The sequence below is a fragment of the Acetobacteraceae bacterium genome, from assembly GCA_004843165.1.
GTDB lineage: Bacteria > Pseudomonadota > Alphaproteobacteria > Acetobacterales > Acetobacteraceae.
Genome location: CP039459.1, coordinates 1,132,925 through 1,148,222 on the forward strand (window position 1 = coordinate 1,132,925; position 15,298 = coordinate 1,148,222).

Annotated in this window: 16 protein-coding genes and 1 riboswitch; of the genes, 7 read left to right on the forward strand and 9 right to left on the reverse strand. The window is 43.7% G+C overall.

The window, feature by feature from the left end:
* Nucleotides 1–16: 16 nt before the first annotated feature.
* Genes folK through FAI41_05590 form a run of 3 tightly spaced genes read right to left on the reverse strand, consistent with a single transcriptional unit; the run spans nt 17 to nt 2,523 of the window.
* Entirely contained in the window at nt 17–871 is an 855-nt protein-coding gene (folK, locus tag FAI41_05580) for a 2-amino-4-hydroxy-6-hydroxymethyldihydropteridine diphosphokinase (GenBank protein ID QCE33106.1), read from the reverse strand.
* Nucleotides 868–1,716 carry a dihydropteroate synthase gene (gene folP, locus FAI41_05585; GenBank protein ID QCE33107.1) on the reverse strand — a complete coding sequence of 283 codons (849 nt, stop codon included), beginning with the start codon at nt 1,714–1,716 and terminating at the stop codon, nt 868–870. The genes folK and folP overlap by 4 nt, the downstream gene beginning before the upstream one ends.
* A gap of 6 nt (nt 1,717–1,722) precedes the next feature.
* Complete coding sequence (locus FAI41_05590; protein ID QCE33108.1) at nt 1,723–2,523, reverse strand: DsbA family protein; 801 nt, start codon at nt 2,521–2,523, stop codon at nt 1,723–1,725.
* 174 nt (nt 2,524–2,697) lie between these two features.
* On the opposite strand from FAI41_05590, the gene FAI41_05595 reads away from it, so the two are divergent.
* The 5 genes from FAI41_05595 (at nt 2,698) to FAI41_05615 (ending at nt 7,442) form a co-directional block, all read left to right on the forward strand.
* A complete protein-coding gene (locus FAI41_05595; GenBank protein ID QCE33109.1) occupies nt 2,698–3,015 on the forward strand; it encodes a multidrug efflux SMR transporter in 318 nt (105 codons plus the stop codon).
* A gap of 59 nt (nt 3,016–3,074) precedes the next feature.
* Nucleotides 3,075–5,234, forward strand: a complete 2,160-nt coding sequence (locus FAI41_05600) for a S9 family peptidase (GenBank protein ID QCE33110.1) — start codon at nt 3,075–3,077, stop codon at nt 5,232–5,234.
* Nucleotides 5,235–5,240: 6 nt separating this feature from the next.
* Nucleotides 5,241–5,879, forward strand: a complete 639-nt coding sequence (locus FAI41_05605; GenBank protein ID QCE33111.1) for a YigZ family protein — start codon at nt 5,241–5,243, stop codon at nt 5,877–5,879.
* Nucleotides 5,880–5,949: 70 nt separating this feature from the next.
* A complete protein-coding gene (locus FAI41_05610; GenBank protein ID QCE33112.1) occupies nt 5,950–6,552 on the forward strand; it encodes a hypothetical protein in 603 nt (200 codons plus the stop codon).
* 35 nt (nt 6,553–6,587) lie between these two features.
* On the forward strand, nt 6,588–7,442 hold the full coding sequence (locus tag FAI41_05615; GenBank protein QCE33113.1) for an MBL fold metallo-hydrolase: 855 nt from the start codon (nt 6,588–6,590) through the stop codon (nt 7,440–7,442).
* Here the strand turns inward: FAI41_05615 and FAI41_05620 are convergent.
* A complete protein-coding gene (locus tag FAI41_05620; GenBank protein ID QCE33114.1) occupies nt 7,430–8,245 on the reverse strand; it encodes an alpha/beta fold hydrolase in 816 nt (271 codons plus the stop codon). The genes FAI41_05615 and FAI41_05620 overlap by 13 nt on opposite strands.
* Nucleotides 8,246–8,356: 111 nt before the next feature.
* Between FAI41_05620 and FAI41_05625 the strand changes: the two genes are divergently transcribed.
* Together FAI41_05625 and FAI41_05630 are read left to right on the forward strand one after the other, a co-directional pair.
* Nucleotides 8,357–10,309, forward strand: a complete 1,953-nt coding sequence (locus tag FAI41_05625) for an ATP-binding protein (protein QCE33115.1) — start codon at nt 8,357–8,359, stop codon at nt 10,307–10,309.
* 102 nt (nt 10,310–10,411) lie between these two features.
* On the forward strand, nt 10,412–10,675 hold the full coding sequence (locus tag FAI41_05630) for a DUF3297 family protein (protein QCE33116.1): 264 nt from the start codon (nt 10,412–10,414) through the stop codon (nt 10,673–10,675).
* 1 nt (nt 10,676) lies between these two features.
* On the opposite strand, the gene FAI41_05635 is transcribed toward FAI41_05630, so the two are convergent.
* The 5 genes from FAI41_05635 to tpiA all read right to left on the reverse strand — a co-directional run bounded on the left by FAI41_05635 (nt 10,677) and on the right by tpiA (nt 15,298).
* Nucleotides 10,677–11,735 carry a HesA/MoeB/ThiF family protein gene (locus tag FAI41_05635; protein QCE33117.1) on the reverse strand — a complete coding sequence of 353 codons (1,059 nt, stop codon included), beginning with the start codon at nt 11,733–11,735 and terminating at the stop codon, nt 10,677–10,679.
* A complete protein-coding gene (locus FAI41_05640) occupies nt 11,650–12,261 on the reverse strand; it encodes a thiamine phosphate synthase (protein QCE33118.1) in 612 nt (203 codons plus the stop codon). Before FAI41_05640 ends, FAI41_05635 begins: the two co-directional genes overlap by 86 nt.
* Nucleotides 12,258–13,061, reverse strand: coding sequence for a thiazole synthase (locus FAI41_05645; protein QCE33119.1), 804 nt, complete (start codon nt 13,059–13,061; stop codon nt 12,258–12,260). Before FAI41_05645 ends, FAI41_05640 begins: the two co-directional genes overlap by 4 nt.
* Before the next feature lies 1 nt (nt 13,062).
* On the reverse strand, nt 13,063–14,280 hold the full coding sequence (gene thiS / locus FAI41_05650; GenBank protein ID QCE33120.1) for a sulfur carrier protein ThiS: 1,218 nt from the start codon (nt 14,278–14,280) through the stop codon (nt 13,063–13,065).
* A gap of 91 nt (nt 14,281–14,371) precedes the next feature.
* Nucleotides 14,372–14,480, reverse strand: a riboswitch (TPP riboswitch).
* 68 nt (nt 14,481–14,548) lie between these two features.
* The gene (gene tpiA, locus FAI41_05655; GenBank protein ID QCE33121.1) at nt 14,549–15,298 is read right to left on the reverse strand and encodes a triose-phosphate isomerase; all 750 of its coding nucleotides are present in this window, start codon (nt 15,296–15,298) and stop codon (nt 14,549–14,551) included.

Sequence of the window (15,298 nt, forward strand, 5' to 3'; positions counted from 1 at the left end):
TATTTTTAAAACGGAGTCATGTTTTTAAATGACCAAGTAATTTTTTTACAGTATTTTCGCCAATTTTTAAATTAGGATCAATTTCGGCAAAAGGTTTGAGAACAAATTCCCGCAAGGCCGCCTCCACATGTGGAAGGTTTAAGGCTGTACTTTTAATTTTAAAATGACTGTAAAAAATAAGGTCAATGTCAATATGGCGAGGCCCCCATTTTTTGGAGGGAACACGGCCGATTTCACGCTCCAGCTTTTTCAACGCCCGCAAAAGTGCAAAGGGATCAAGAGTGGTTTGGCCTGTTAAACATTGGTTGAGGAATTTCCCCTGATCTGTTTTCCCCCAAGGTTCCGTTTCTAAAACCGGAGAGGTTTTAAGCACCTCAAACTCGTCTAAAAGATTTAAGCTGTTAATGGCTGCTTCTAAAAAGGCTTCTCGTTCTCCTAAATTGCTACCGAGGGCAATTCCAACGGGATAGATTTTAGTCGCAATATGGCTGATCTGTACCTGCTTTTGCAGAGAGTTCTCTCCAAAATGAGAGGGAAGGGGTGCCTCTGGTTTTTTGATGAGGATTTTTACCTGATTGAGATTATCAAAGGCTTCGAGCAGAGCGCTTCCAAGTTTTTTAGAAAGTGTTTCAATTAAATTAAAACAATTTTTTTGAACAAAATTTTCGACAAATTGACAGAGATTGGCATAGCAAATGGTTTGGGAGAGGTCATCTTGAGCTGTCATGCCAAGCCATTCTGGCGGGGTTACGGAAAGGTCTAAGGAAATAAGAAAGGGCTGAGGGATTGTTTTTTCATGGGCAAGTACGCCATGACAGGCCATGATTTTTAAGTCCTGAATTTGAACATGGATCAAAGGAGGGGAGATCATGGTGCAGTAGATTCCTGATGGTATAAGGCCTGAAAAAGGTGAAGAAAGGTTTTATGGGCTAAAATATCATGAACCCGTAAAATATCTGCTCCTTTAAGGGCAGCAAAAAGATCAGCACTTAAAGTTGCGGGAAGGCGTTCAGATGCAGCCTGTGGATGCGGACTAAATTTTTCTAAAAATCTTTTTTTAGAAAGACCAATCAGGACAGGGAGATGATAGGTCTGTTTTAAAAAAGGAATGAGGGAAAGACATTCCATATTTTGCTCAGGTGTTTTTCCAAACCCGATCCCCGGATCTAAAATAAGTTTTTCTTGAGGGATACCAGCTTTTTTTGCAATAGCGAGAGATTTTTCAAAGAAAATCTGAAATTGTTCCTTTAAAGGGAAAGAGGCGTTTGCCTGGGGAAGAGATTGCATCACAACAATAGAAGGGCATTGCCCGGTGCTTTGTGTATGTTTTGTAATGGCAAAAGCCATATGCGGATCTGTTTGGAGGCCGCCAACATCATTGATGATTTCTGCGCCATAAGAAAGTGCAAAAGAGGCTGTCTCAGATTTATACGTATCAATGGAAAAGGTAATGTTTTCTGCTTTTAAAAGGGATAAGACAGGTCGGAGACGTTCAATTTCTTTTTGAGCAGAAAGCGGTATGAAATGCGGACGTGTTGATTCAGCGCCGACATCAAGAATATCCGCCCCTTCAAGGAGAAGATTCTTTGCTTGCGCCAGAGCCGTTTTGGGTGAAAAAAAACGTCCCCCATCTGAAAAAGAATCCGGAGTGACGTTTAAAATTCCCATCAATTTGGGCAGGATAAAATCCTGCCCATTGATTAATTTTTTTAGCATTGGGTTTTAGGAAGGGTCTGTTGGTAGCTCTTTAGTGAGATCATTCATTTCTTTAAGGCTTAAACCGCCGGGAACAGGCAACTGGCCAAAGAGGAAATAAGGGGTGCCTTCCATACGGGCCAGACGGGAAAGATGAATATTTTGATTCATTTCCTCAGTGACTTTCTTGCTGGAGAAATCAGCATGGAAGCGTTTTTGGTCAAGTTTGAGCTGGGTCGCAAATTTATCAATCTGCGCTTCATCTACCGTAGAAGCTTTCATGATTAAATCACGCATTTCTTTGTATTTTCCCTGCTGTTCCGCAGCAAAAATAGCCTTGACCGCATATTGGCTTGCATCTCCCAAAAGCGGAACTTGTCGTTCAATGAGGCGAACATCTGGGTGTGCTTTGATATAATCGGCCAGAACAGGCACCATCCGTTTGCAATAGCCGCAACGAGGATCAAGAAAAGCTGTTAGTGTTTTTTTAGCGTCTTTATTTCCCCAAATGCTTTGTGGTGTGGCTTTGAGAAATAGTGCCCAATTTTTCTGAATGCTTTGTGTGACTGCCGTACTGTTTTCTTCATCCGCCTTTTGACGCAATGACATGAGGGCATCTGTGAGGATGGAAGGGTCTTTTTTCAAAGCATTCCGAACAATCTCAATAATGGCTGTGCGTTGTTTTTGGGAAAAAACCTGCTCTGCCGCCGTTTCTTTACTGGAGGGAGCCGCCGCATTCGCAGCGGAAAAAGAGGTGAGAGCAATGCCGGAAAGAAGGGCAAAACAGCTTGCTGTTTTGAGAAGAGAAGATTTTGAAAACGGATTCATAGACAGAACTTTTTAAATGAGTTTGAAGTTCTTTGAATATAGGTAATCTCTAAATAGAGTGAAAGAGCTGGTAGAAAATCCCGTCGTTTTGATGAAAGGTGTGCTTCTGTTATTTCAGCGTAAAACCGCTTATAAAATGGGGACAATTATTCTTTAAAGGGTGAAAGCGAACATATGGCTTGGATATATTTATTGCTGGCGGGCGTAACGGAAATTGGCTTTACAACATCAATGCGTTTTATTCAAAGCTGGCGGGATATTGGCTGGATTTTGAGTGTAGTCTTTTTCTCGGTTATTAGTTTGACATTGGTGCAGATGGCCTCACGTACTATTCCAATGGGAACCGCTTACGCTGTTTGGGTTGCATTAGGTGCTGTTGGAACGGTTTTACTTGGCATGATTTTTTTTGGAGAACCTGCCTCAGCGCTTCGTTTTTTATGTATTGCCGGTATCGTTTTCTGTGTGGCAGGCCTCAATTTGACAGGTGGCTAAGCATTTTAAAAAATGATTAGAATATTTTATTTATTGAAAAAAGGCTTTCCCGTTCGTTTATGACATTATTAAATTCCCCCTCCTCTGATGTGCTTTTAACACCTCCAAAAGCACGTAAAGAAGATCATTCGATTACCCAACTTGGGCGTACAAGAAACGATCCCTATGCGTGGATGAAGGATGAAAACTGGCAGGAACTTTTGACAGATCCCACAAAAGTTCGCCCAGATATTAAAGAACATCTTGAAGCAGAAAATACCTATACCAAAGCTGTTCTAAAGGGGACAGAAGCGTTGCAAAAAACGCTTTTTGAGGAAATGAAAAAACGTCTGCCGCCGAAAGAAAATGGTGTGCCGCGTCCAGATGGGGCATACGCCTATACGGCACGTTTTGAAGAGGGCGCACAGCATCCGCTCCATATTCGCCATAAGGTCGGTACAGGCACAGATCCTTTGGAAAATATGGGGCCAGAAGAAATCCTTCTGGACGAAGCCAAAGAGGCAGAAGGCAAAGCTTTTTACCATGCTGTTGGGTTTTGTCATTCGCAAGATCATCGCTTTTATGCGTGGGGTGAAGATACTCAAGGGTCTGAAATTTATCAGATTAAAGTCCGAGAAATCGCAACGGGAGAATTTGTCGGAAAGCCTGTTGAGGGGAGCACGGGTGATTTTATTCTTACGCCGGATAATCAGTGGATTTTTTGGATTTGGCGGGATGAAAATGGTCGTCCGAGAAAATTGTTCCGCCGTCGTTTAGGCGAGGATAATGACATTTTGGTTTTTGAAGAGGAAGATCAGGGATTCTTTTTGCATCTTTCTTTAACTTCTTCCAAACGTTTTATTAAGCTTGGGCGTGGCGATCATGAAAGCTCAGAAACGCTCTTAATTAAAGCAGATGAGCCGGAAAGCACCCCTTTCTCTGCGGCACCTTTGATAAGGGGGGAGCGCTATGAAATTTTTGATTGGCAAGATCGTTTCCTCATTCTAACCAACCGAAATAATGCCGTTGATTTCCAGATTTTACAGTCTAAAAATCATCAAACGAAGAGAGAAGCATGGGAGGCATTTCTGCCGCATGCGCCGGGGCATTTCCTTTTGGGACTAAATGTTGCTCAAGACTGGATTGTCTGGACAGAGCGTATTGAGGGCAACCCAACTTTGCGCTTTATCTCTTTTGAAGATGTAAAAGACAGTCAAGATATTCGTACGAAATCAAAAGAAATTGCGATTTCAGATCCTGCTTATGATTTAAGCTCTTTGGGCTTTTTGGGTTTCAAAAGTGAAACGATCCGTTATATCTGGCAGTCCCCCTCAACAGCGCCGCATTGGGTGGATGAAAATATTGCGACAGGGGAGAAGAAGTTAAGAAAGGTTTGGAAATCTCCTGTGCCTTTTGATGCAGACCAGTATGAAACAAAGCGTCTTTATGTCAAAGCGACAGATGGTGAAGAGGTACCGGTTACCTTGCTTATGCGTAAAGGCACGCAACAGAACGGAGAAACGCCTCTTCTTCTTTATGGTTACGGCTCTTATGGTATTCCGATGGAGGCTGATTTTAACCCAAATATCTATAGTCTTATTGACCGTGGCTGGATTTTTGCGGTTGCCCATATTCGGGGTGGAACGGAAAAAGGTTGGAATTGGTTTTTACAGGGACGCAAAAAGAACAAACCAAATACCTTTACCGATTTTGTGGCTGCTGCCCGCTATTTGATTGCGGAGAAATATACATCGGCAGATTATATGGTCGCTCAAGGCGGTTCTGCCGGCGGTATGCTGATGGGCGCAGTTGCAAACCTCGCACCAGAACTTTTTGCAGGTATCGTTGCGCAAGTACCATTTGTCGATGTGCTGAATACGATGTCGGATGTGGATTTACCGCTGACACCTCCCGAATGGCCGGAATGGGGTAATCCCCTCAAGAGTGAAGAGGATTATGATCTGATCGCCTCTTATTCCCCTTATGATAATATTCGTCATACAGATTATCCTGCTATTTTGGCGATGGGGGGACTCTCTGATCCAAGGGTTACCTATTGGGAACCTGCAAAATGGATTGCTCGTCTCAGAGATGAGGCCAAATCAGGGCAGTTTATGTGCCGGATCAATATGGAATCAGGGCATAAAGGTTCTTCCGGACGTTTTGACCGGTTGCATGAAGTCGCTATCGTCCAAGCCTTTGCCATGTGGGCGGTTGCACAAAAGACAGGTAAAATTTGATCTGAGATGGCAAAAAAGGCAAAACCGAAAGAACAGAAAAGCGAACTGGGTGAGGGGGAGAAATATGTTCTCTCCCAACCTTGCGAATCTGTTTTGGAAGTTAAAAAAAGCGTTTTTTTAGCCTATGCCGCCCCTGTAGCGGATGAGGCATCCGCCATGGCATTTATTGCCGAAAAATCCAAAGAGGACGCTCGGCATAATTGTTGGGCTTTTCGGGCAGGTGGGGCGGCACGTGCCTATGATGCTGGCGAGCCGACCGGCACAGCAGGGCGTCCAATCCTTTCGGTTATTGAGGGCAGAGAGCTGGAAGATATTGCCGTTCTCGTTGTGCGTTATTTTGGCGGGATCAAACTCGGCGCAGGCGGATTGATGCGGGCTTATTCAGGTGCCGCCGCAAACTGCCTGAACGAAGGGATTTTTGATATTTTCGTCCCGATGCAAAAGGCGGTTTTTACCTGCCCCTTCGAACTTTTTGATTTTTTTTCGGCGAGTTTGGACATATGGGGCGGTAATATTGAGGTACGGGAGTTCGGTGGTGAGGGTGTCCGCCTAACCGTCAAAATCCCCCAAAAACATTTTGAAGAGGCGGAACGCTGGCTTGCCGACCACTCACGTGGAAAAGTGAGCTTTGAAACGGAAAATTAAGGAAAAGCAGGCGTAATTTGGTCTAAAATACGTTATGATCTGCTGAGTTCATCATAAGGGGAAGCCAGTTATGAAACCTACAAAGATTAAAAATATTTTCGCCCTTTTTTCGGGGTTTTTCGCTGTTTCTGCGCTCCAGATCATGCCGGCTGCGGCGCATAGCAACAAAGACCCCGCCCTTGCACCCTCTCCCGATTGGCAGAGAGCGGCCGAAGTATTGATTAGCGCAGGTTTGGAAAATCCCGGTGCGGTGCATTTCATGCCGCAAACACCTATACAGACCTCTTTTGCACTTGAAAATAAGGCCTGGCAAGGTTGGCTAGCCAATATCCCTGTTCAGCGCCAAGATTTGGCAACGGCACCAATTGTTAATTATGCCTGTGCGCTTTCCACTGTGAAAAAAGTTCCTGAAAAGAAGCTTTTCGGCAATTATCTTGTGCCTGCCTCGAAAACAGATTTTTATACGCTGGCCTCTCAGGATTGGCTTAAAAAGCAAGCTTTTAATCATTTTTGCGGCGTAGATGGTAAAAAATGCATGTTTGACAATGATAAGCTTGCCGCTACGTTAAAGGCCGAAAATCTAGCAGCTAATCCTGATACAAGTGTTAGAGGGAAGGCGATGGGACAGCCGGAAACATGGATTGTTTGTGCCGCTGGTCAGCTTAGACATTAAATAAAACGGCAAAGTAAAGTTTAAGGATATTCTCCATGCTCGAAGAAAGAAGAATTGGTAAGGCGAAGGTAACAGCATTTTTAGATGCGATTAATCTGATTACGCCGGACTTGATCCCAGAGGCAGATTGCGAGGAGGGGCATGAAATTTATAGACTTCATGCGCTTTCTTCAAAAGAGGCTATTCCTTCGCCGATGCAGGCTTTTCTTTTGGCAATGCCTGCGGAAAAGGGCGGTGAAAATTTTTACTTGGTAGATGCCGGCTGTGGCGGACATATGGGGCCACGTTTTGGTAGGTCTTATAAATCTTTTGTTAAGGCAGGCTATGATCCTAAAGCGGTCTCAAGGGTGTTTCTGACTCATTTCCATCCGGATCATGTCGGGGGCGTTATTGATTTAGAGGGGAAGAAACTCTATCCGAATGCAGTTTTAACCATGTCACGTTTAGAATTCGCCTTCTGGAATAATGAGTTTAATGCCTCTAGATTTCCGGATTTAAAACCCTATTTTGCGGCAGTTCAAAAAGTTCTTAAAGCCTATGAGGGGCAAATCCAGCCGGTCGAGTGGGGGGAAGAGGTCGAAAAAGGCGTTAAATTAGTGGCCTTGCCAGGTCATACGCCCGGACATAGCGGTGTTATGCTTGAAAGTGACGGTGAAAAGCTTTTGATTTGGGGCGATATTATTCATGCCGCAGAATTTCAGTTGCCCTATCCGCATTGGTGCATCGGCTATGATTTGGATCGAGAGACGGCCTTAAAGACCCGTCTTGAAACCCTAAAGAAACTTTCGGAAAGCGATATTGTCGCTGCTGGGCCGCATGTTTTTGGTTCTGGCGTGATTCGCAGCAACGGCAAGGGCGGTTATCGGATGGAAGATACTCAGGAAAACTGAGTCTCTAGAAAGTTCTTTACCAAATGCAGGAAGGCCTGAGGCTGTTCCGCATGGAGCCAATGGCCTGCATTTTCAATGGTTTTAATTTCCGATTTTGGAAAGAGGCGGAAAATTTCTGCCTCACTTTTGGTTGGAATATAGTCAGATTTTTCACCACGGAGAAAGAGGCTTGACTTTGTATAAGGCGAAAGATTTTTTTCTTTTGGCCAGTTTGCGACATTATCAAAGTCTAAAGCGATTTGCGCAATATTTGTTTCCCAATAGGGATATTCTCCGGGCGCGAGATTTTGCGTGAGCCAAGCGGCAATCGCAGGGTCTGTCACCTCAGGAACATTTTCCAATAGAAAATCGGCGGCCATGCGCCGTGTTTTAAGGGCTGGAAATTCCAGCCGAGCCAAATCGCTTGCCATATTGCGATGGGAAGAAGTGAAGGAAATGGGAGCAATATCGGCGATAATCAGCGCCTTTAAAATGTGATGCCATTCCGCAGGATGATTTTCTGTCTCTAAAGCGGCAGACATGGCGACTTTACCGCCCATCGAATGGCCTAAAAGAATGACTTTCTCTAATTTAAGGGAGAGGCATGTATCAATGACATCTTTTGCCATCGCGCTAATTTCTAAAGGACCGGGAGGTGCTGTGCCATGGTTGCGTAAATCCAGCGTCATACATTGAACGTCTTTGGAGAGCACCCGTGCGATCTGCCCGAAATTCTTTCCACGCCCAAACACCCCATGCAGTAAAATCAGCACTGTCTGTGACGGATCTAAGGAATCTTGAAATTCTGTAACAGGTAGAAGCATCGTGGTCTTTTCTGAAAATATTTAAGAAAAAAGAGAATACAGACTATAAAGAAAAAAGAAATAAGAAGGGAAGTTTAAACGAAATTTTAATACGCTTTAGGGGGCGGAAAGATGTCTGAGAAAAATATTCACAATAAAGAAGAATTTATTCCACCCTTTGATGCCATAAAAGTCGCCTATTACAGAGGTATCGGCTCTGAACAGATTATCGGCCCTTTAGGACAAATGAATGTTTTTATTGGTGAGAATAATGCTGGAAAGTCTACAGTTTTAAATTTTATAAATGATTATTTGGATGATTTTAGAGCTATACGGATTGCAGAGTGTGAGTATTACGATAGGTATGGCCCTGATGCCTCTTCGGAAGGCCTCGAGCCTCCTAGAAATTTAAGAGGAGAGGAGTTCCATTTAAAAAAAGGGGAGTTTTATTTTGAACTGGGATATTTACGTCAGGGGCTAGGTTTTTCTTTGGAGAAACACCGAGAGTATATTCAAAAAATAATTTTAGAAATTCAGGATGCTTTGGATAAAAAATTGGTATTGGAAGATAAATTTAAAGATTTATTAGAAGACAAATACTGGTGGTTAGAAGGCTCTGTAAACGGTTATGAAAAGAAACTAGAAGGGATTCTGAAGGATTTTCTAAGCTCTTTAGATGAAGTGAGTTTAAAGTTCCTCTTTCTTAAGTGTGGTTATAGCGAGGATGAATTCGAGGAGGATTATGTAAAAAAAGGAGACGGTCGGGCTAACTGGATTCTTCAAAAACTGAAATCTAAGCAATCAATAGAAGAGATTCTATCCGAAATGAAAGATGAAAAATCTAGATTTCCAAAAACAAAAAAAATACGTTTAATCTCAGCAATTAGGGATGTTCAAGCTGATGTTCAGGGAGAAAAAATATCTAAAGCTTTAAGTGGTAGAGCTTTGCCTAGTAAGTTACTTGAGTTATCCAACCCTACATATAAAAACTTAGGGTTAAGTAAAACATTTAGAAGAATAAATAACTTTCTTCAAAATGTTCTTGGAAACGATAATGCTGAAATCAGAATTGCGTATAACGGTGAGAACTTAGATATTGAGGTGGATATTGAAGGAAAAATTTTACCTTTAAAATATCTAGGCACAGGCATTAAAGAAGTTGTTATCATCGCTGCTTACTGCACAATTTATGATGGGGATATTATCTGTATTGAAGAACCAGAAATTCATCTTCATCCAGCACTTCAACGTAAACTTGTACGTTACCTAATCGAAAATACGACCAGTCAGTATTTTATTGCGACCCATTCCAATATTTTTATAGATATAAAAGAGGCAAATCTTTTTAGAGTGAGGAATGATGGAACCGAAACGCATATAGAGCATCTTCCAGATGCGTTACAGAAAAGAGGTGTTCTGGATGATTTGGGTTATCTGGCCTCTGACCTTTTGCAAACGAATTATATTATTTGGGTTGAAGGGCCTTCTGATCGTATTTATCTGCGTCATTGGATTTCTCTTATAGATGATGGTCTACAAGAGGGCATAGACTATTCCATCATGTTCTACGGTGGGGCTTTGATAAAGTATCTTTCACTCTCTGATGAAGAGAATGAGACGATAAATGAGCAAGAATTTTCTGATTTTATTAAGCTTTTACAAATTAATCGAAATATGACGATTTTAATGGATAGAGATTGTCCGCATGATGAGGAAGACTTCAAGCCAGCTGTAAGACGCATTAAGAACGATCTTGAAAGAGAAGAAAATTCAGAAGCTTTTTGGGTGACTTTTGGAAGAGAGGTCGAAAATTATATTGATAAAGATAAGTTACAAGCAGCAATTAAATTTAATCACAGTAAGTCTTACGAAGCAGAGCCGACGGATTTAGAACAGCTTGACCATCATCTTTTTAAATACATTAAAAAAGATAAAAGTGAAGCTGATGCGAATAAGGTGAAGCTAGCTAAAAAAATCTGTGAGGATTCATCTGGTTGGGAAGAATTTTGCCTAGATGGTGATTTAAAGCAAAAAATAGAAACACTAGTTAAAAGAATTAGAAAGGCAAATGGCTTGCAAGAGTAAATGTTTCACGTGGAACATCTTCTGACGTAAAGAGGGAATGTAAAAGTGATTTTCTTTTGCTATAAGCAATTATCTAATTTTAGAATATTTTAGGATTTTAGTATGAGTGAAAATACGCCCCCAGATCGCCTTTCCATTTGGCCGGATTCTTCCTTTTTTAATGAGGAGGCTTTGCAGAAAAATCTTCGTGTTCGTTTTAATGGCAAAGAACGCCATGATGCCGAAGAATATTGCATGTCCGAAGGCTGGATCCGTGTTGCCGCAGGGCGTAAATCTCTTGACCGTTTTGGCCGTCCAATGACTTTGAAACTAAACGGAAAAGTCGAAGCCGTCTTTGATAAATTCGATGATGAGCCAGAAGCATAATTTAGAGATTCTCTTCTAAATTTAAAGCACAGAGGGCGAGGTTGCGGTAGCCTCGCTCTTGGTGTTCTAAGGCCTCTTTTGTAGCTAGTGCACCTGTTTCACAGAGAAAAATAATTCGCCGATGATCTTGTTGTTCGGGGCTTAGATTCTTTGGAAGTTCCCGTAAGGCGTTGTTTATTTTTGGCCATGAATTTTTAGGACGGAGGTCAATTAACAGATCGTTTGCCGTGATTTCTTTTAAGGAAATAACAGGATAGTTTTCTGTTTTTTTAATCGGCGCATCATAGAAAATAATCGTTTCCATGCGCCACTCGTCACCTTTCCAGACAAAGAGTTTTCCTAAAGGGGAAGGGTCTAAGCCTAAAATCAGGGAAATGGTGATTTGCGCCTGAAGCGCTCCGATGACACCGCCGGCTGCGCCTAAAATTCCGGATGTTGCGCAATCTGTTCCTTCATTTAGGGCCGGAAAAATATTCCGATAGGCTGGAGCGTTTCCGTTAAAAGCACCGACATAACCGCCAAAACGTTCTGCCGAGGCGCTCACAAAGATTTTACCAGCAGATCTGCATAAATCATCGAGTAAAAAGCTCGTGGCAACATTATCGGCACAATCAAGAACCAAATCGGCTTTTTTTATCCAGTTTTGGGCACTTTCCCGTGTCGCATATTGCGTTTCTGCGATGAGATTTAAATGCGGATTTTGTCTTTGTAATGTTGTTTTGGCAGAAAGAGCTTTGTTTTGTCCAAGCTCTGCCTCGGTGTAAAGCACTTGGCGGGCAAGATTATCAGGCTCTATCCTGTCTGGGTCAACAAGACGGATTTCGCCAATCCCGGAGGCAACAAGCCACGGTAGGCAGGCACAGCCTAAAGTCCCAGCGCCGACAACAAGGATTTTTGCCTGAAAGAGTTTTTCTTGTCCTGATAGGCCAATATGCGGCAGGCGGATTTGGCTTGAAAATCTTTCTTGGAAAACGTTATCCGGCAAGGTATTTTTTCCACTCTTGAATCGCTTCGGTTGGATTTTTGGTTTTGAAAACCGCACTGACGCAGGCAACAGCATCTGCACCTTGTTCAAGAGATTTCTTGCCACGTTCAGGCGTTAGTCCACCGATCGCCACAAGAGGAATTTCCGTTGGAATAAGATTGCGCCATAGAGAAAGGCGTTCTAAACCTTGCGGCTGCCATTTCATTTTTTTGAGTGTGGTTTCCCAAATAGGGCCGAGGGCAATATAGGCAGGATTAAGCGATAAAGCACGGAAAAGTTCCGTCTTATCATGGGTGGAGATGCCGAGCCTGATCTTTTTGCGCCGGAAGGCTTCTTTGTCTGAATCGTCGAGCGTATCTAAATCTTCTTGGCCAAGATGTATCCATTCTGCCCCTTCTGAAAGCGCTTCTTGCCAGTAATCATTAATGACACAGATCGCTTTTGCATCATGGCAAATTTTAAGAGAATGGCGGATTTCCGTAAGACGCTTTTCCGGTGCGCCTTTAAAACGGAGCTGAATAAATTTAGCACCAGCTTGAACGGCTAAGGCAATTTCTTTTGAATTTTCAGCGATTGGATAGAAAATATCGGGTAATTTCATTCGTGAAATCCTCTATTTTCGAGAGGGGTTGAAGCGACGGCCTCTTCGTAAATGCTTGTCGGGTTTGCCATATAGGCATTTCTGCCGGCTTGAATACCAAGTGAAAAAGCATGCGCCATTTGGATAGGATCTCCGGCTCTGGCGATCGCTGTATTCGCTAAAATACCATCATACCCCCATTCCATGAGGGCGGCGGCCTCGGACGGCAAGCGTAATCCCGCATCGGCGATCAGGATCGTTTCAGGGAAAGTGGTGCGTAGGCGTTTCATGGCGCTAGGGTCATTGATGCCTTGGCCTGTGCCGATCGGGGCAGCACCTGGCATGAGAACCTCACAGCCGGCACGCAATAATCTTTCGGCAATGCTTAAATCCGGTGTTGTATAAGGATAGATTTTAAACCCTTCTTGAGAGAGAAGGCGTGCGGCTTCCACGAGGGCAATAACATCGGGCTGAAGGCTATTTTCATCATGGATGATTTCTAATTTTAGACGGTTTGTACCAAAAATTTCCCGGCTCATCTGGGCGGTTGTGATGGCTTCTGCAATGCTGAGGCAACCGGCGGTATTGGGAAGAACCGGTAGGTTCAAATCCTTGATAATTTCTTGAAAACCGCCCGCATTTTGTCGTTGTGGTTTTTGGCCTTTGCCAATCATTTCTCGCCTTAAAGAGACGGTAATCATTGAAGTTTGAGAAGATTGGACGGCTTGTTTTAAGCAGCTGGGGGAGGGATAACGTGCGGTGCCGAGAAAAAGGCGTGAGGCAAAAACTTCGCCGTAAATTGAAAATTTTGTATCTGACATTTTAACCGCCTTGCATGGGGGTAAGGATTTCAATGCGATCACCTTCTTTAAGAAAGGTTTCGGCACGTTTTTCTGCGGGAATAAATTGATTATTAAGCGCTGTTGCGACGATTTTATCTTGGAAATGGAGCTTTTTGAGAAGTTCAGAAAGAAGAGTTGGAATGGCTTGGCTTTTGCCATTTACAATGGCGTGGATCTCTGTCGGTTGTGCTTGGGAGGCTTTTTTTGTGCTTTTTTCTCCTGTGTACTGCTGTACTTCTTTTAACACTTCCTGCCCCGCCCAAGGGGAAAGCAACCAGCCATGCCGGTAAAAACCATTCAGGTAAATGACACGCCCCTCACGGCTGACATGGGGGAGATTATCGGGAAAGGCAGGACGGACACCAGCGCCGAGCTCAAGGATTTCAGCCTGTCCAAGTGCAGGGTGAAGGCGTTCGCAGGCTTCTAAATAGCGGGCGGCGGTGCGAACGGTGACGGGGCCGTCCCAATCTGTTTCAATAGAAGAGGCTCCGACCATTATTTCACCATTTTTACGGGGGACAATATAGATGGAATCTCTTAGATGAAGGAGACGGATGGGGCGTGAAAAGGAGACTTCGTCGCTGCGGATGCGTAGCATTTCGCCTCGAACCCCTCGAAGCTTTGGTAAATCTTCCCGTGCCGCCAATCCACGGCAATCAATGATGAGGTCTTCTTTGAGATCTGAATGTTTTACGGCCTTGCCTGTTTTGATGGAAACAGATGCTTGTTCCAACTGATGTGCAAGAGATGCTAGGGCTTCCCTTGGATCAAGATGTCCTTCTTCGGGATAGAATAAACCTTCGTCAAAAAGATGGGAAAGAGCAGGTTCAAGTTCGGAAATTCTTTTTTGATCCGCCATTTCGTGGCCGGAAGTATGTGTCCTATAACGTGCGATTTCGGAATAATCATGCTTAGAGGAAAGAAGCAAAGAACCGTTGCGAGAAAAGCCTATAAAATGATTCTCCCACCAATCCAGTGCCATAATGCCTTTGCGAAGAACTTCTGGGTCTGTATCGGCTCTTTCACACCAAGGGGCAAGCATTCCGCCTGACATAAAAGAACAGCTTTCAGGACCGATAATCTTCGATTTTTCGTAAAGGGTGATTTTATAGCCGGCTTCGTTGAGGATCATTGCCGTAACGAGGCCACCGACGCCAGCACCGATGACAGCGATTGAAAGAGGATTTTGAGGAGACATAGACAGACCTTATCAATTTAGACATAAGGACCCATGATGCTCAGACTTAGAGGGAGAGAGGAAAATAAATTGCAAAATTTAGCCGTTTGATTTTCTCTCAAAATTCCGTCCCTTCGCCAGCATGATCTGGATCAGGTTCAAGGGTTTCGCTTAAAGCGCTCTCAGACCTGCATTTCAGCAGGTCTCCCCTCGGATCTGTTATTAGGATGAGCTTTAAGCATGATTCCTGTCAAGGTTTTTGAAAGGTCATGTCTGTCGTTAATTTATTTCATGAATCAGCACCATGGATGATATCAAGAAAAGGTGCGGCTTCTAAACAGGCACGTCCAACCAGAACACCATCCATTTGAAGGCTAAAAATTTCTTTTGCCTGTGCGCCATTTTGCACCGCCCCCCCATAAAGAATGGGCGGAAGTTCAGCCGCAAGATAACCGGAAAGCAGTTCAGAAATCATCTCAAAAGCATCTCTGATATCGACGGCGGTCGCCATGGCACCACTGCCAACTGCCCAGATAGGCTCGTAAGCGACGATGCCTGTAAAATCGCGACGAAGGGAAGTTGTGATTTGCTTCTTCAAAATGGCATATATCTGTCCAGCCTCACGTTCTTCAAGCGTTTCCCCAATACAGACGATAGGGGTTAAACCAGCCTGTGCCACCCATTCTGCTTTGGAGCAGATGAGATGATCCGTTTCATGATGGCGAAGCCGGCGCTCTGAATGGCCTAGAATGACATATTTCACGCCCATAGAAAGCAGCATTTGGGCAGGAACATCGCCTGTACCTGCATCCCGTGCACTGCAATCTTGCGCCCCTAAAAAGACATTTGGCAGCTGAGCATTGCGGAGAATTTCTCCAACAGTATAGAGATGCGGGTAAGGCGGGCAGATGATAATGCGACAATCCTCTGCACTCGGATTTTTGTGAAGGCCTTCAACTGTTTCATTTACAAGTTTGAGTGCGGATTCACGGGTGGTGTGCATTTTCCAATTGCCAACCACATATTTTGTTTTGGTCAT